Genomic DNA, 16,486 nt, shown 5'->3' on the forward strand with positions numbered 1-16,486 from the left:
ATGAAATTTCTTAAGGAATAATTTGCAGAAAGTGATTCACCCAAAACGCTTTCAGAACAAATAAAAAAGGTGTCCCTCAATCTAGAGAGACACCTTTAGAAGATTTTACATCTATAAGGGATAGACTATCTCACTCAATGAATATTATCAAAACCCACTAAAATCGTCATCTTCATCATCAAAAGGGATCAACTCGCTGCCATCGGAAGCGTCAATATTTTCAAACTGGGAAGTAACGGAACCGGATTGTTTTTTTGAACTTCCGTTTCCGTTTGTATTCCCATTTGAATATCCGCCGTTGTTGGGAGCAGTATCATTAGAACTAAAATTATTAGAAGCGGTATTTGACCTGCTCATTCCGTTTTTCTTCATTGTATTGCCAAGCCCCCCTACAAGCTCCGATAGTTCATTTACAATATTACCGAGCTTAGCTGCCTGGGTAGAAAGCTCTTCGGCCGAACTTGCAGATTCTTCTGAAGCAGAAGCATTGCCTTGCACTACGCCATCCATCTCCGACATCACGGAGTTTATCTGCTGGATACCGGTAGCCTGCTCTTGAGAAGCTGCAGATATCTCAACAACTAACGTACTTACGTCCGACACTTTTTGATCAATTTTCTGCAAATATTCTGATACCTCCTGAACTACCTCCTGCCCTCTTCGAGAACTTTCCTGAGAGCTTTCAATTAAATCAGAGGTGTTTTGAGCGGCATCGGCACTACGTTGGGCCAGATTTCGAACTTCTTCTGCCACTACAGCAAATCCTTTTCCTGCCTCACCGGCTCGTGCTGCCTCAACTGCGGCATTTAAAGCCAACAGATTAGTTTGAAAAGCGATATCATCAATCGTTTTAATAATCTTCGAAGTTTCATCAGAAGATTCCCTGATATCTTCCATAGCCCCTTTCATTCGGTCCATAGCTTCTACTCCTTTTTCTACCATGGGCTGGGTCTCTTTCATAGTAGTTTCTGCTTCCGCAGAATTTTCGTCTGTCTGTTTAATCTGCGAAGATATCTCTTCTAACGAAGATGTTGTTTCTTCCAGGCTGGCTGCTTGCTCGCTGGCACTTTCGGCCAACTCTTGGCTTGAGCCCGTAAGTTGAGTAGAAGAATCGTGCACCTTTCTGGCCCCACCGGCAAGTTTATTAATAATTTCTTTAAGCTTACTGCTGATGGAATTACTGAATAACCATGCTACAAATGCACCGGCACCAATCACAAAAAGTAAGACAATCGCCGAATTGCGAATTATAAGGGACCTCGATTCGGATGCAATAGCGTTAACCTCGTTCATGGGGATTCCCGCGAAATAGATTCCTATTATTTCATTGCCTTTTCCTATAATAGGATCGTAGGCCGTCAGGTACGATATGCCTAAAATATTAGCTTTACCTATATATAATTCGCGATCCATAACGGGTTTATAGGCATCACTACCGGTACCCAAAGTGGTACCAACAGCCCTACTCCCATCTTCTTTTCGAATACTGGTTACAATCCGGGTAAAGTCATTTCCCTTGCGTTTAAAAATGGTAGCGGCAACACCATGCCCATTTGCGAATTCATCGATTGTGGTTGAACGGCCGGCGATGGGTTTCTGGTTTTCATCAACAAGCTTGCCACCTGATAATTTAACCTCACCAAACTGACTTTTAGAATACGTCTGTAACGAAGTAATATCTCCATTAAGCTTCATACGAAGTGCCTTGTCGGTAAGCCTGCTTAAACTACTATTTGCTGTAAGAATAGTGATAATTGTCAACAGAAGACCCGTTATTGCGAGCAACGATACTGTCATTACAATAAGTTTCTTCTTTATTGTCCAGTCTTGTACCGTCCCTACCTTTTGTTTTATACTCATAATTCACTCCATAAGATTTTAATATTATTTCCCCGTTGAGCTACAGCTCTCTAATACATGTATTGGTTTAAAATCAGTCTTGTTCTACAGTAGCTTCAGACTGCTCGCCCGATGAGCTGAGCACAGCCTGTGGTACATCAAATAATACTTTGTGTACTTCGATAATCATTTTAACAGACTCATTAATCTTACCGATACCTGCTAAATATTCACTCTGCTCACCTGTTCCTACCGATGGTACATCTTCGATATTACCGGTTTCTATGTCTACTACTTCCGAGACTTTGTCAACCAGTACGCCCATCAAGTACTCTTCATCTTGGATTACGATGATGCAGGTTTCGTCAGTATCTTCAATTTCATTTAATCCAAACCTGGTGCGCAGGTTCATAACCGGTACAATTTTCCCTCTTAAATTTAATACCCCACGTATGTAAGAAGGCATTTTAGGAACGGGAGTAATAGACATCAACCCGATAATTTCCTGTACTTTAAGAATTTCAATTGCATACTCTTCTTCTCCCAAGAAAAAGGTTAAAAACTTTCCTCCTTTTATCTTAGCATCAGATTCTTGTTGTTCAACTTGTTCGGTCGTTGTTTCACTCATAGTTACAGAACTTAATTTTCTCAATTATTGTGCAACTGGTGCTACTACCCCACCAGTTAATCGTGCTTTGTTATATTGCCTTATCCATTAGGCAACCTACCTGTATCTTCTTATCGGTAGAATTGTTTTTTTCTTAAACTTTTCACTCCTGTATTATCAAGAGCTTTGGCAATGTCATGCCAGCTTTTCACGTATAACCTCTAGTATATTGTCGCCCAACTCTTCGGGCGTAAAGGGCTTATGAACAAATACCGTGCCCTGGCTAATAAGCTCTTCAATACGCCTTTTATTACTTTCATTAGAAACAATAAGAATGGGAAGTGCCTCTATGCTTTCATTTTTTCTGACCACCTTTAACATCTCCATGCCATCCATAACGGGCATGCTAATATCCATAATAAGCAGATCTACCGGATGCTCTTTCATCATATCAAGACCTTCTTTGCCATTGCCGGCTTCATAAATATGCACATCGTCGATGTCACATATATTGATGGTCTTTTCTATAACCTTACGCATCATTGCACTATCATCAACAATCAAAATTTGGGTAGACATTAGATCTCAAGTTTTTTTATTAACAGTCAATTACTATAGTATGAACAATGCGCAATATATCGACGGTCTATGATATTGTTCGGTTCTGGATAATTCCCATAATTTTTTCCCGTAATACTTCGGGGGTAAATGGCTTATGGATAAAAGCGGCACCTTGTCGGCCTATTTCTTCAATACGCCCTTCATTACTTTCTGTTGATACAATGAGGACGGGGAGATCTTGAGAACACTCACGCTTCCTTACTTCACTGAGCATCTCCATACCATCCATAACGGGCATATTGATATCGATAAACAGCAGGTCCACCAGATGGGCATCCAACTTTTCCAAGCCTTCTTTTCCATCTCCGGCCTCATAATAATCCGAGACATCAAGACCACACAGATTTATTGTCTTTGTGATCATTTTCCTCATTACTGCACTATCGTCTACAATCAGTACATTTAGTGACATTTTTCTAAGTCTTATTTGGTTAGTGGTCTGTGAGGTTAAACTGCTTTTTCCTTTGTGCGTGATACAATTGCATCTGCGATCTCCGGTAGTGGTAATGTTTCTGATACTGCCCCAACCTCATGTGCTACTTTGGGCATACCGTATACCACCGACGTCTTTTCATCCTGCCCAATAGTGTGAGCCCCTTCTTCTTTCATAGCCAGTAGCCCCTTGGCTCCATCCGATCCCATTCCTGTCAGTATAACGCCCGTGGCGTTTATACCTGCTGCCTCGGCTACAGAATTGAATAATACATCTACACTTGGCCGATGGTGATGAACGGGGGGGCCCTGTTTAATTTGGGTATAATACTTTGCTCCTTTTTTTCGAACAAGCATATGATGGTTTCCCGGCGCTATAAGCACCTGCCCCGGCCGAACCCAGTCGCCGTCTTCAGCTTCTTTTACATCTACAGCACAAACGGTATTCAATCGTTCGGCAAAGCTTTGCGTAAATACCGGGGGCATATGCTGAACAATCACCATACCCGGCAGATTAGGAGGTAAGTGCGGCAACACCGCCTCGAGGGCCTTAGTACCACCGGTAGAAGCTCCAACAGCAATGATCTTCTTCGTTGTTTGCTTTAGCCGGGCTTTAGGTACTTTCCCATTCCCTTTTACATTAGGTTTGGGCTTAGAAACGCTGAAATTATTATCAAAACTTGCTACCGAAGCTGCTCGTACCGCCTGTATAATTTCTCGTGAAATATTTTGTGTAGAATATGCCGACCCTGGTTTACAGATAACATCTACCGCCCCTAACCGCAGGGCTGTAAGTGCGTTTTCACTATTCTTTGGAGTCAGAGAACTTACTACCACCACCGGAATAGGATGATGCTTCATCAACTTTGACAAAAATGAAAGACCATCCATACGGGGCATTTCAAGATCCAGTGTTATCACATCCGGCTTAAGCTTCGCAATTTGCTCGCGAGCTATATATGGATTAAGAGCCGTACCGACTACTTCAATATCTTTCTGTTTATTTAGCTCTTTTTTCAACAATTTCCGTACAAATGCGGAATCATCAACAACTAATACTTTAATCATCTTCCCCCTCTTTTGAATAGTGCACGGTAATTTCTGCGGTTCCTTCATCTAAGTAAACCAAGACCGTTTCTTCATGTAATTTAGGAGAACCGGCATCGTCAAACCCACCCTCTATAATTTTAGGAGGATCGAGATAACAGATCTTGTCGTTGCTGGCAAAAATAGGAACCAGGTTACCACAAATGATATTTGCAATTTCACCCAACGCGCCGGATTTCTGTTCATCGCTGGGTGAGTCTTCACCCAACATATTTGCCGCTATTGCTGTTAACAATTCCTGAGTGGGGGTGATCACCATTTCTCCTTCTGCGGCACCATTAAACCCAACCACAGACTGAATCCCATCTTTGGGAACTTCTGTTATGGGGTCATCTTCCATTTCCCACTCCTCAAGCGGGAACATGTAGCAAGTAACCTCAAAAGTGTTAACAGCTATATCGTGAATTTTATTTTTATAGTTTTCGCTCATTGTGAACTCCGATCTATATGAACATTTAAAACCAAGTATTAGCCTAAAAAACGTCTTGCAATTTAGTTATCGGCTAGGCTTGACCAGATGTTTAATACAAATTTTAATTTCTAGTTTGTTGTAATTTTTTCGACAAAAAAGACTATTACTTCATCGGCTTCTTATTAATAGTAATAGACCCATCAGCTAGTCTCAGAGCCATCGTACGGGCCTTGCCGCCTCCTACATCTTTCTTTTCTATCATAAATCCATTTTTCCAGAGCAACTTTCGAAATACCGTAAAATTTCGCTTCCCGATTTTAAAAAAATCTTTGTCACCCTTTTTCTTCATACTTGCCCCACCGGCCACTGAAATCTTCAAATTCTTCTTTTGTGCTCCAAGATCATATAGTTGATCAAGAATAAGCTTCAGCCCGGTATCTACATACATTGCAGGTTTAGACTTGGCTTTATCGGGGTCGGCTTTTGATAAAGGAAGCATTGCATGTAGTATGCCGCCTACATTTGCAACCGGATCATATAACGCGACTCCCAAGCAACTTCCCAGTGCATAAGTAATAATTACTTCATTGGCATTAGAAGAAACTTTAAGATCGCTTACACCTACTACTTTTTTCATGAACAATTATCCTCCTATATCTTTTTATAAACAGCCGGACACACATTCTTGAGCCCCTTATTTTCACTGGACACACTTTCAGAGTGTCCTATAAACAGATAACCTCCTGGCTTAAGCATATCCCGAAATCGAGATACCAATCGGCGCTGTGTTTCTCTGTTAAAATAGATCATCACATTTCGACACATGATAATGTGGAACGGTCCATTCATCGGCCATTTCTTTTTTAAATTCAGTCGCCCATAGGTAATCATTTTCCGTATATCACTGGTAACCTGAAACTGATTCTCACTGACACGTCGGAAATATTTATTGCGAAACTCTGGGGGGATATCCGCTACTTTTTTAGCTGCATATACCCCTCTTTTTCCTATGCGCAGAACTTCCCTTGACAAGTCAGTTGCTAAAATCTTTACTCTTCCGGGCGATATGCCTTCTTCTTGTAATACCATTGAACAGGTAACCGGCTCTTCTCCTGTAGAACAGCCCGCCGACCACCACTTTACACTTTGACCATTAATCTGAGGAATTACCTCATCTCTAATAAACTCAAAATGCTGATCTTCCCGGAAGAAACTTGTTTTATTTGTCGTGAGCACATCTACCAAAGCCAGAAACTCATTTCCAGACCCATCTTGCTCCAGGTAATTAATGTATTGTGCAAAATCCGACATACCCAGCTTTCGAATCCGTTTCATTACCCTGGATCGTACCAAGGCCTGTTTCCCTTCGTGCAAATTAATACCACAATACTGGTAGATCTTCTCGCGTATTGTGGTGAATTCTGACTCTTTTAACTTCATTTTACTACCCTGTTAGTCAGCCTATATTTGTACAGAGAAGATAAACGAAAGCTACCTCCTCCCCTTTTTTTATGACTGGTTATTAAATTTCTTTGCTTTAATTCATCATCAATGCAGCTGTATCCAGGATCAGCCCTACGGTCCCATCTCCCAGAATTGCTCCACCAGAAATATGATTCATCTCTGCAACCATATTGATAGACTTACCTACGAGTTGCTGCTGTCCAATTACTTCATCAACCAAGAGTGCATATTTCTTATTGGCATTTCTGATAGCCAACAACGTACCATCGGTTAATGATTTTTTACCTTCATCAATGTTAAAGTGATCGTGCAATCGGATAACAGGTACTGTTTCGCCTCTGATAGAAACCTTTTCCGAGTTCCCCATTACGGTAAACACATCATCTTTTTGTGCTCTAAAGGCGCGATCGATATTAAGAGTAGGAACGATAAACCGCTGATTGCCTACACGTACTAACATTCCATCTGTAATTGCCAGCGTAAAGGGCAGCTCAATAGTAATTTTGGTCCCTTCTCCAATTTCAGATTCAACATCCACCTTGCCTTTCAGCTCTTCTATGGATTTACGTACCACATCCATACCTACTCCTCGCCCCGATAAATCGGTTACCTGATCGGTAGAAGAGAAACCGGGCAAGAAAATGAGATTGTAGATCTCTTTGTCGGTCAGGTTCTGATCGGGCTCAACCAACCCTTTGTTGATTGCTTTTTCGAGTACTTTCTCTTTGTTAATACCTTTACCATCATCTTCTATTTCAATGACAACCTTTCCGCCTTCCTGGGAAGCCCGCAACCAAACAGTGGCCTGATCTGGCTTATCTGTTTTTGCACGTTCTTCCTTTGTTTCGATCCCATGATCGATAGCATTACGAACCATATGTACCAGCGGCTCATTAATAATATCAACCATATTACGATCAATCTCGGTATCTTCACCAAACGTCTTGAGCTTCACATCCTTGCTGGCCTTTCGAGCTAAATCACGAACCAGGCGATTCATCTTGTGGAACGTAGCCTTAAGGGGCACCATCCGCAGTGTAAGACTTGTATCTTGCAGTTCTCGTAAAATCTTACTTGTATGATTGATCTTCTTTTGCAGATTGGAATGATCAGGAATACTCTCGTCCTGGGCTACTACAGAATGTGCAATAACCAGTTCTCCAATCATATCAATAAGCTGATCTAAACGGCTTACATTTACCCGAACCGATGACTCTGTTTGAGAATCGTCAGAAGAATTAGGGGCTGCTTTAACTGTTGCTCCATCATCGGAAGAACCAGCTCCTTGCTTGGTTTCTACTTCTGTAGGCGTTTCATATTGTATACCACCTGCTTCTTCCAGCGCTTTTTCTGGAGCAACTTCTGCATCTGCGATATGCTCTAGCACACTGGTTAAACGCTCATAGTTCAGTGGCTTTGGAAAAGTTTCACCGCCTTCAGAAGTCTCAATCACATCGAGCATGCTATTAATAATATCAATAGCTTCTAATGAGATGTCGGCACAAGCAGTATCGAAATCGATATCTCCGTCCCGGACCATGCTCAACACCGTTTCCAAATGGTGCGTAAACTCTGAAATGGGCTGCAATCCCATAAAAGCGGATGTTCCTTTTATGGTGTGGAATGCCCGGAACACTTTATTTACAAGCTCCTCATCATCAGGCGACTCCTCGAGGTCAAGCAGCGCACCTTCGGCCATCTCTAACAACTCAGTACATTCGGTAACAAACTCACCGACCATTGCCCCGTCTATTGATTCCGGTACCGTAAATACTTCTTCCGTTTTCTCTTCCTGCTCCGATCCTGTTTCGGCCGCTTCAGCCTGCTCTACCTCTTCAGTAGACTCATTCCACTGTTCATCAGATTCAACTTCTATAGCTTTCTCGGTAAGGTCAGCCAACTTTGCAAGCCATCCCTCTTCAGCATCTCCGGATTTTAGCTGATCAACAATATCTTGAGCCTTATCCAAGAGCGGCATAGCTTCGTCAGGGATATTCCCCTTAACTCCCTCTATTAAGGCGCTTAATTTTTCTACATATTCTTCAGAAACATCTTCTTCGTTGAGTCCTAAAATGTATGATGCCAGATCATTAAGCGTACGAGGCTTTGTTTCTTTCTCGTCATCAACATCTTCGGCGGCCTGCTCTTCTTCTAACTCAATCAACGTATCGGCGGACTCTTTGCCTCCCGATAATGCTTCGTCAAGATCATCATAGGCCTTCTCAAAAACCTCAACCTCTATATCTCCATCCTCAACCAAATATTCACGGATGGTATTAACAGCTTGCATTGTTGAGGTTTTTACACTCATGAAGAATTCATCTTCTTCATAGAGATAACGTAACCCTTTCCAGGCAACGTCTATGAGCCTTTGGAGCTGACCGGGATCATCCTCAAAAGTAGAAATAAACTCCTCAAACTGAGCTCCGGCCACAGCAACATTATCCCTGTCTGCCGGCCAAACATCAGCCAGCGCCCGAATAATTTTTTCTAACTCTTGTATTCTTTCTTCTTTTAAGCTACTCATTGTAATACACTTTTATTTAGATTCACTCAGTACCATCGTAAGCCAAAATTCTGAGTTTGCACTCACAAACTTCATCTTTTTCGTTGGCGGCTTATTGGGCATAAACAAAGTAAGATCACTACCCCTGGTTGCTGTTGGAAGCGAAGACTGCCCCCGAAAACCAACTTTTTCTACATTTGCTGCCACATCACCGGCAAGAATATTTGAGATCTCTCCAATAAGATCCCCCATATCATCACTTTTAAACGGCAAAGGCATACCAATAAAAACCTCAGAAAAATAGAGGGCTGTTTCTTTTGGAATAGCCAACATGAGCGAAAGCGTATGCTCTGAGTTAAAAACTGTTACATTTCCTATTATCCCATTTAGCGCGCTATCATCACTGGCCTCATCTACGAAAGAAAGTTCTTCCCCGATAATCGATCCAAATGTGTTAATAACAGACTCCTGCACTTTCTCTACCATCTCAGCAGGAATCTCATCTAAATCATCTATCCTATCTAATGTTTCAATACTCATTTATCTATTGTTTTTAAGAGTTGAGAATACCTTGAAAGAAACTTTTGTCTTCTTCCTCGTCTTCACCTTCTGTAGCGATATTACCATCATCATCAAAATAATCGCTAATCGCTTTATGCATTTTATCTGCAGTAAAAGGCTTTGTTATATATTCGTTTGCCCCACCTTCGTTTAGAGCTTTATCTACTTTACCCATGGACTTTTCAGCCGTCACCATAATAATGGGAATATGTTCATTCCCTTCGGCTCGTACAGCCTGTGAAAACTCAACTCCCGTCATATTGGGCATATTCCAATCAACAAACATGATTTCGATCTCTTCATTAAACTTGCTCAAAGCATCTTCTCCATCCTTTGCTTCGACATATTCAAAATCCGCGATCATTAGTTGATTGAGGGCCCGCTTTACGGCACTTCTCATTATCTTTGAATCGTCAACAACCAGCGCTTTTATATTAGCCATTACTTACTCCGATCTTCTTTGTTTTTGTAATGAAATGTGAACAATGGTGGCGCGCACCACATTATTTTTGGGGTAAAATTTTCAAAACCCTGAAACAACTCACCATCAGTCCCATTATCACGTACTATCTTGTACATGGTGCGCCTGACCGATTTACTTATCGTCATAAAACCATATTTCTTAAGTACCTGTGTTATTATTTTTCTGAACTGCCGGTAATCGAAAGAGAATGGACAATTATAGTATAGGCATCCTGCCCTGGAGGGTATACATGCAATTTTACCTTATATGCATGATTCTTTCTTCTAGAAAAGCGGAATACTGCCGGCCCAATGATAACGGATAAATTTTCCGGCACATATTTACAGGGTATCTTACTGTAGTATATAAAGGAAGCTTTTAGGAATACATTACAAAAAAAACGATATACTAAAGTTTGTCTCTTTGAAACCGATAAATATTATAGTAGATAATTTTCATGGCACTATGCCATAGCCAACTACATTATGTTACCGCGTTCATCACAAACAAATATCGAAACCGGAGTTACTCCTGCTGAAAGTATACGGCATCTTCAGGAGTACGGACCCGAAGCTTCCTCTGAAAACTCCACGTTTCCGAAAATTGACAAAGATGAGTCTGATAATAACAGTGAACATGGAAAAGATGACGCGCAAACACACTTTAGCAATACAGAAAGTAACAGCAGTTCCGATTTTACTGCATTACTTCCCAATAGTGAATTTAAAGAGATCTTAGGTGAGTTATTTGTAACGAGCCACAAACAACTTTTTGATGCCCAATATGAAATAAGAAATAACAAGAAAAACGAAACAGAATCTTTCGATGCGCTAACGGAGGCCAGCGCAAACAAAATACAAACCCTCCGAAAACACCGTTACCAACTGCAAATTGTATATCATAACACTCCAAAAGGAGATCAATATGATATGGTCTTGTAATGAATTACATAGCCTCGAAGGCTACCTCATTACTAGCTTGCACGACGGTTTTTCTTGATCTCTTCTAATATGAGCTCATCGATATCATTTTGATCTGAATCTTCTTCAAACGCTTCGTAGAGATCTTCAATGATTTCGCTTAACTCTCCTACCCCTTCTTCGATCTTGGCCCTATACTTTTCAAGCTTAACAGTATCACCGCCTTTTTCAAGGAAAAGCTTCATAAGCTCCAAATACCCTGAAATTGCACTTATCGGCGACATCGCCTTATGCATATTCTTTTGTACCAGCCGTTTCTGTAGCTTGTATACCGCTTCTAGCTTATCTTTCTCCCCATCTACTGCCTTCGGTGCAAGCACCGGGTAAATATTACTGCCCTCATTACCTAACCCCTTTTTATATATGTCAGATCTGTTTTCTGCTACTGTAACCGATTCTTCGTGTGTACTTTCCATTGGTAAAACCTTCTTTGGATATATTGAACAATTCCTACTTCTACCCCTTAGTTAATATTAAAATGAGCAGAACTATTTCCTGATTCTGCACTATCCTAAACGCTTACTAAAAATATATTAATTTCTCTTAACATTAAAAAATCTTAATATTAATTTTGATTCCTTCCCCCTAACACCTTATTCTACTTTTAAAATAAGGTTTTGTGCTTTCGGTAAATAAATACTAAAGGGATAAGAAATGGCTAGGTCTAAATAATTGTTATACTCCCACATTTTTCTCGTATTTTAAATGACGGCGCTAAGTAGGGATATTTATTCTATGCTTGGAACACTCCAACTGCTTATTACTAATATTGATGACCGCTACCTCTCTACTATTACAGAGGTACTCGGCAGTGGAGAATTTGAACCTGTTTGCCATACTGCTAACGGAGAAGAGGAAATAAACCTGGCATTGAACTCAGATAAGGCGTGGGATCTGATTATTATTTCAGAAATCGATGACAGCCATCAATTTCCCACGCTAACCTCAATAGCAGACACCCATCCGGAAATACCCATTGTATTTTTTACTACTGCCGATATAACCGATGTGGTTCAACATGTAATGGCTCAGGGAGCAAAAGATTGCGTATCTCCCCACGACCTTGAACGGCTGCTCCCCATTATTGAGCGAGAGCTGGCTCGAAAAAAAGTGCACAACAATTATGTGCAAGCTCTACAACGGAAAGAGATTCTCTCTTCCATTATCGAATCGAGCACCGAAGAGGTATACCTATTTAACAGCAAAACACTTCTCTGTTATTATGCCAACAACAGAGCAATACAAAAGAGTGGCTACTCTGAGCAGGAAGTTCACAAAATTACTCCATCTGACCTATATGCCGAATATTCGCCCGAGTATTTTAAGCAACTAATCGTACCCCTGCTCGAAAAGCGACAAAAATCTATTTCAATCTGTACCAATATCAAACGAAAAGCAGGGGTTGTGTATCCGGCCGAAACACACCTCCGTCTTATTGAGAGCTCAGGAAGCCGGTTTATACTCTCTACCAATAAAGATATCAGTGGCTTATGGTATAAAATCCAAAAATTGAAACGACAACGAAATCTCACAAAAAAATATATCCGGAAAAACAGTCGCAAAGCCGACTTTCTGGCCGACGCTGCTCATGATATGCGAACCAGTATTAACTCTATCATGTTGTCTAACAAACTACTGGCAAAGCAAAACTCCGAAGATCCCGAAAAAGGTGTTGATAGATTTATTAATGCTATATACCACTCAGGGAGTCACTTACTTAATTATATAGATGAGTTTTTTGCTTCGCCGGATAAAGAACTGGATGAAAGCGAAGTCAAGAAAGAACCGGTAAATATCCCCTCTTTCAGTAACAATGTTTACCAGACGTTTGCTGCTATTGCAGACAAAAAAGGTATGAACTTTAACTATGAAGTATCAGACTTCAACCATGAAAAACTCAACACGAACCCGACATATTTAAAACGCATTTTAAAGAACTTATTATCCAATGCATTTAAATATACCGAAAAGGGCAATGTCAGCTTTACGGTATATGCCCCCACCCGGCAAGAGCTGGAAAAAATAAACTTCAGTGGCGAACATGCCGTTGCTTTTAAAGTAAAAGACACCGGAATCGGTATTCCGGAATCGCAGCAAAGTCAAATATTTGAACGCTATACCAGGTGTGAACACCCTAATGCTTCTGAAATATCAAGCGGTTCCGGACTGGGTTTAAGCATCTGCAAAGAATTGACCCAAGCCTTAGATGGAAAAATAGATATGGAGAGTAAAGTGGGTATTGGAAGTACCTTTACCCTTTACTTGCCTGTTAAAAAACCATTGCGTTTAGACAAAGTAGTAGATTACCCCGGCAAAAAAAGCCCCATTACCCAGACATCAGAGTTTTTCACGAATGGCAACAAGTCAGATAAAACCATTCTTATTATTGATGACAGCATGGTGCATAACCTTGCGATCAAAGAGTTACTCAGCTTTACATTTAACAACTGTATCACTACCACCTCAAAAACCAAGGGATATCAGATATTAAAACGTGAATCTATCGATTGTATCATCCTCGATTATATATTAGTAGATTCCGATAGTATTGAAATGGCAAAATACCTTAAAAACCATCAATTATATTCGCATATCCCTATCATTATCTATACCGGCAAAATATTGAAAAGCAAAGAACTTGAAAGAGTTCAGCGATATACCGATGCCGTAGTTAAAAAGAATACTGAAAGCCATAAAAAGCTTATTACAACTATCCATTCGTGCCTGGGCTCCAATGCGTCTATAAGCTGACCAATATATTCAAAATTTACGGTACAAATAGCCAGTAGGCATTTAGTCATTGGATTCACTCACTAATAAACAATCTATACTCCCTTGTCATCCCGGACTTAATCCGGCATCTCGTAGTGATATCAATGCTAATGTTCTGCTAAACGTTACCGGGCTTTATAGATTCTGATCTGTCAGCTGACGAACAGGATAACTCACAACTTTTTGAGTAACAACCGCGTTATTTCGGGGACAATCGTTGCACCCCTTGCTACATTTCATTTTCTTGTGAGTTATTTTATAACATCTACTCGCACTATATCGACCGTATGAACAAAGCTTTTTTTCTGGATCGCGACGGAACCATCAATGTTGATTATAACTATGTGCACACCCCCGAGGAATGGACCTGGTGTGATGGAGCCATAAAGGCGCTACGGTGGATGAATACTAATGATTTCAAAATTATTATAGTCACCAACCAATCGGGAATAGCACGGGGACGCTATACCGAGGAAAAAGTACAAACACTCCACCGGTGGGTTGATGCTGAGCTGGCTAAGAAAGATATCTCTATCGACGACTGGTACTATGCCGCCCACCATCCCAAGCATGACCCCAACCGTCAATTTGAGCCCAATGATCGAAAGCCGGGAACTGGCATGTTTGAAAAAGCAGCTACAAAGCATAATATTGATTTTAGTAAATCATATATGGCAGGAGACAAAGTCAGTGACCTCAAGCCCGCTATTGAATTGGGAATTACCCCATTTTTTATCCGGTCGCGGCACGAGCCCAACCAAGACAAACGATGGTTAAAAGAACACCATATTTCAACCTTTGATAACATTCAAAATGTAATAAATACTCTTTCTTAAATATATCGATATGATCTCAATTGACTTTTGGAATACCTTGGTACAGGCCGAAACCGGCGGCAGTAAACGGCGTGAGGTACGCATTAATGCTCTCAGGGAGATAGCTCAAAATTATACTGATAGCCTTTCCTCGCAATCATTTGATGATGCAAAAAACGCAGCGGCCAAAGAGTTTGATCGTATCTGGCTTAACCAGCAACGTACCCCGACAACTGATGAATTAGTCTCCAACATTCTCAAGCACCTTGAAATCCCTGCAACCGAAAAAGAACAACAGTACTTAACAAAAAAGTTTGAAGAATCGCTATGGCAGGGACCACCCAACTTAGCTACCGGTGTTTCAGAAATTGTACCCAAGCTTGCTGAACATTATCCTTTAACTCTCATTTCGGATACGATGTACTCGCCCGGCCGGGTTCTACGTGCATATTTAAAAAAACAGGGGCTGTTCCCCTATTTCGACCACTTTGTATTTAGTGATGAAACAGGATTTAGCAAACCCAATCCCAAAGCGTATCTTCAGGCCTTAGAAGCAACAGAAAGTTCTGCTGCCCGATCTTGGCATATCGGAGACTTAATAGAAACGGATATTACCGGAGCCAAAGAGGTAGGTATGAAGGCTATTCTTTTCACTAGCTTTAAAAGCTATGGAGATGCTCCCCTAAATCCCCAGCCAGATTTTATCTGCAAAAGTTGGGGGGACATAGCCGAAACCCTTCTTTAAATCCCTCTTAAAGATTTGCACCCACAATAATTATGCGATAATCCCAAAAAATGATTACCCTTAAAACGTAATCATAATAAAGGGAGTGCATTATGAAGCGGATATTCACGATCTTCCTATTATTCGTACTTCAAAGTACGGCTTTCTGCCAATCTACTAAAGCAGACTCGGCAACATACCTGCATCCGTACTGGTCACCAGACGGCAACCAGATTGCTTTTGCTTCATCTCTCAATGGAAATTTTGATATATATGTTTTTAACCTCAACACATTTGAAATTGAAAACATAAGCAAACACCCCGCTAACGATTACTACCCGTCGTGGTCTCCCCGCGGACGGCACGTCGCTTATTTTTCGGAACGCAAACGTGAACACCATTATGATATGAGCTACATCGGTAAAGAGGGTGAACAATTTCCCATTAGCTCGGCTCGCAGTGGTGATCTACCTTCATGGTCGCCGGATGGCCAAAATGTACTTTACCATTCAAGTGAAGATGGTGACATGGACATTTATTTACGCGACCATTTTACTAATGACATGCGCAAACTCACCTTTAGTGATTCTACGGATGTCTACCCATTTTTCTCGCCCGATGGCAATCAAATCTTATTCCTCTCTAACCGGGATGGGAATATGGAGATCTATACCATGGAACCGGATGGCCGGAACCAAACCCGCCTTACGTACTCGCCCCATTCCTATGAAGTTGACCCTATCTGGTCGCCGGACGGGAAACAGATCGCCTTTGCCTCTGATCGGTACAGAAACTTTGACCTCTACATTATGGATGCAGACGGGTCTAACCAAACTCGATTAACTACCGATTCGCACTTTGACCTTAGCCCTCAATGGTCTCCTGACGGCAATCAATTGGTTTTCACTTCTGACCGCGAAGGGGACTTTAATATATATACCATAAAAAAAGACGGTAGCGATCTCACCCAATTAACCTATCATTCTGCAAAAGACTTTTACCCCTCATGGTCCCCGGATGGTAGTAAAATCATCTTTTGTTCCAACAGGTCAGGCACCAGCAAAATCTATATTATGGATCATAATGGGGAAAACATGCGAAAAATACAGATACTTCGGCACCAGTAATCCCGGCTATGAACATTCTAAGCCGTATTTTTCCTGTTTTTTTAAATTTGTCCTTT

General features: G+C 41.1%; 17 protein-coding genes. 5 read left to right on the forward strand and 12 right to left on the reverse strand.

What is annotated here, in order from left to right; genetic code table 11:
* Nucleotides 1-147: 147 nt before the first annotated feature.
* From G3569_RS03520 to G3569_RS03570, 11 genes are all read right to left on the reverse strand, one after another.
* Nucleotides 148-1,860, reverse strand: a complete 1,713-nt coding sequence (locus tag G3569_RS03520) for a methyl-accepting chemotaxis protein (RefSeq protein WP_165266147.1) — start codon at nt 1,858-1,860, stop codon at nt 148-150.
* 73 nt (nt 1,861-1,933) lie between these two features.
* Complete coding sequence (locus G3569_RS03525) at nt 1,934-2,467, reverse strand: chemotaxis protein CheW (protein WP_165266149.1); 534 nt, start codon at nt 2,465-2,467, stop codon at nt 1,934-1,936.
* Between the two features lie 174 nt (nt 2,468-2,641).
* Nucleotides 2,642-3,025 (reverse strand): response regulator, encoded by a 384-nt coding sequence (locus tag G3569_RS03530; protein ID WP_165266151.1) that lies wholly within the window; start codon nt 3,023-3,025, stop codon nt 2,642-2,644.
* Between the two features lie 67 nt (nt 3,026-3,092).
* Nucleotides 3,093-3,479 (reverse strand): response regulator, encoded by a 387-nt coding sequence (locus G3569_RS03535; protein ID WP_165266153.1) that lies wholly within the window; start codon nt 3,477-3,479, stop codon nt 3,093-3,095.
* A 35-nt stretch (nt 3,480-3,514) separates the two neighbouring features.
* The gene (locus G3569_RS03540; RefSeq protein ID WP_165266154.1) at nt 3,515-4,567 is read right to left on the reverse strand and encodes a protein-glutamate methylesterase/protein-glutamine glutaminase; all 1,053 of its coding nucleotides are present in this window, start codon (nt 4,565-4,567) and stop codon (nt 3,515-3,517) included.
* Nucleotides 4,560-5,036, reverse strand: a complete 477-nt coding sequence (locus G3569_RS03545; protein WP_165266156.1) for a chemotaxis protein CheX — start codon at nt 5,034-5,036, stop codon at nt 4,560-4,562. The genes G3569_RS03540 and G3569_RS03545 overlap by 8 nt, the downstream gene beginning before the upstream one ends.
* Nucleotides 5,037-5,181: 145 nt before the next feature.
* Nucleotides 5,182-5,655, reverse strand: coding sequence for a chemotaxis protein CheD (locus tag G3569_RS03550; RefSeq protein ID WP_165266158.1), 474 nt, complete (start codon nt 5,653-5,655; stop codon nt 5,182-5,184).
* Between the two features lie 14 nt (nt 5,656-5,669).
* Nucleotides 5,670-6,458 (reverse strand): CheR family methyltransferase, encoded by a 789-nt coding sequence (locus G3569_RS03555; protein WP_165266160.1) that lies wholly within the window; start codon nt 6,456-6,458, stop codon nt 5,670-5,672.
* A gap of 97 nt (nt 6,459-6,555) precedes the next feature.
* Complete coding sequence (locus G3569_RS03560; protein WP_165266162.1) at nt 6,556-9,009, reverse strand: chemotaxis protein CheA; 2,454 nt, start codon at nt 9,007-9,009, stop codon at nt 6,556-6,558.
* A 12-nt stretch (nt 9,010-9,021) separates the two neighbouring features.
* The gene (locus tag G3569_RS03565; protein WP_165266164.1) at nt 9,022-9,528 is read right to left on the reverse strand and encodes a chemotaxis protein CheX; all 507 of its coding nucleotides are present in this window, start codon (nt 9,526-9,528) and stop codon (nt 9,022-9,024) included.
* Nucleotides 9,529-9,541: 13 nt separating this feature from the next.
* The gene (locus G3569_RS03570) at nt 9,542-9,991 is read right to left on the reverse strand and encodes a response regulator (RefSeq protein WP_205720014.1); all 450 of its coding nucleotides are present in this window, start codon (nt 9,989-9,991) and stop codon (nt 9,542-9,544) included.
* 506 nt (nt 9,992-10,497) lie between these two features.
* Between G3569_RS03570 and G3569_RS03575 the strand changes: the two genes are divergently transcribed.
* Complete coding sequence (locus G3569_RS03575) at nt 10,498-10,953, forward strand: hypothetical protein (RefSeq protein WP_165266166.1); 456 nt, start codon at nt 10,498-10,500, stop codon at nt 10,951-10,953.
* A gap of 32 nt (nt 10,954-10,985) precedes the next feature.
* Here G3569_RS03575 and G3569_RS03580 read toward each other — a convergent pair whose 3' ends face one another.
* A complete protein-coding gene (locus tag G3569_RS03580; protein WP_165266168.1) occupies nt 10,986-11,408 on the reverse strand; it encodes a hypothetical protein in 423 nt (140 codons plus the stop codon).
* A gap of 319 nt (nt 11,409-11,727) precedes the next feature.
* On the opposite strand from G3569_RS03580, the gene G3569_RS03585 reads away from it, so the two are divergent.
* The 4 genes from G3569_RS03585 to G3569_RS03600 all read left to right on the forward strand — a co-directional run bounded on the left by G3569_RS03585 (nt 11,728) and on the right by G3569_RS03600 (nt 16,430).
* A complete protein-coding gene (locus tag G3569_RS03585; protein WP_165266170.1) occupies nt 11,728-13,743 on the forward strand; it encodes an ATP-binding protein in 2,016 nt (671 codons plus the stop codon).
* Nucleotides 13,744-14,051: 308 nt separating this feature from the next.
* Entirely contained in the window at nt 14,052-14,600 is a 549-nt protein-coding gene (locus G3569_RS03590; RefSeq protein ID WP_165266172.1) for a D-glycero-alpha-D-manno-heptose-1,7-bisphosphate 7-phosphatase, read from the forward strand.
* 10 nt (nt 14,601-14,610) lie between these two features.
* Entirely contained in the window at nt 14,611-15,324 is a 714-nt protein-coding gene (locus tag G3569_RS03595) for an HAD family hydrolase (RefSeq protein ID WP_165266175.1), read from the forward strand.
* Nucleotides 15,325-15,416: 92 nt separating this feature from the next.
* A complete protein-coding gene (locus tag G3569_RS03600) occupies nt 15,417-16,430 on the forward strand; it encodes a TolB family protein (RefSeq protein ID WP_165266177.1) in 1,014 nt (337 codons plus the stop codon).
* Nucleotides 16,431-16,486: the final 56 nt, after the last annotated feature.

Source organism: Fodinibius halophilus, assembly GCF_011059105.1.
In the GTDB taxonomy this organism is placed as follows: domain Bacteria; phylum Bacteroidota; class Rhodothermia; order Balneolales; family Balneolaceae; genus Fodinibius; species Fodinibius halophilus.

Coding starts and splice junctions, on each gene's coding strand:
- G3569_RS03520 (WP_165266147.1), bottom strand. CDS start 1,860: ATGAGTATAAAACAAAAGGTAGGGACGGTACAAGACTGGACAATAAAG.
- G3569_RS03525 (WP_165266149.1), bottom strand. CDS start 2,467: ATGAGTGAAACAACGACCGAACAAGTTGAACAACAAGAATCTGATGCT.
- G3569_RS03530 (WP_165266151.1), bottom strand. CDS start 3,025: ATGTCTACCCAAATTTTGATTGTTGATGATAGTGCAATGATGCGTAAG.
- G3569_RS03535 (WP_165266153.1), bottom strand. CDS start 3,479: ATGTCACTAAATGTACTGATTGTAGACGATAGTGCAGTAATGAGGAAA.
- G3569_RS03540 (WP_165266154.1), bottom strand. CDS start 4,567: ATGATTAAAGTATTAGTTGTTGATGATTCCGCATTTGTACGGAAATTG.
- G3569_RS03545 (WP_165266156.1), bottom strand. CDS start 5,036: ATGAGCGAAAACTATAAAAATAAAATTCACGATATAGCTGTTAACACT.
- G3569_RS03550 (WP_165266158.1), bottom strand. CDS start 5,655: ATGAAAAAAGTAGTAGGTGTAAGCGATCTTAAAGTTTCTTCTAATGCC.
- G3569_RS03555 (WP_165266160.1), bottom strand. CDS start 6,458: ATGAAGTTAAAAGAGTCAGAATTCACCACAATACGCGAGAAGATCTAC.
- G3569_RS03560 (WP_165266162.1), bottom strand. CDS start 9,009: ATGAGTAGCTTAAAAGAAGAAAGAATACAAGAGTTAGAAAAAATTATT.
- G3569_RS03565 (WP_165266164.1), bottom strand. CDS start 9,528: ATGAGTATTGAAACATTAGATAGGATAGATGATTTAGATGAGATTCCT.
- G3569_RS03570 (WP_205720014.1), bottom strand. CDS start 9,991: ATGGCTAATATAAAAGCGCTGGTTGTTGACGATTCAAAGATAATGAGA.
- G3569_RS03575 (WP_165266166.1), top strand. CDS start 10,498: ATGTTACCGCGTTCATCACAAACAAATATCGAAACCGGAGTTACTCCT.
- G3569_RS03580 (WP_165266168.1), bottom strand. CDS start 11,408: ATGGAAAGTACACACGAAGAATCGGTTACAGTAGCAGAAAACAGATCT.
- G3569_RS03585 (WP_165266170.1), top strand. CDS start 11,728: ATGCTTGGAACACTCCAACTGCTTATTACTAATATTGATGACCGCTAC.
- G3569_RS03590 (WP_165266172.1), top strand. CDS start 14,052: ATGAACAAAGCTTTTTTTCTGGATCGCGACGGAACCATCAATGTTGAT.
- G3569_RS03595 (WP_165266175.1), top strand. CDS start 14,611: ATGATCTCAATTGACTTTTGGAATACCTTGGTACAGGCCGAAACCGGC.
- G3569_RS03600 (WP_165266177.1), top strand. CDS start 15,417: ATGAAGCGGATATTCACGATCTTCCTATTATTCGTACTTCAAAGTACG.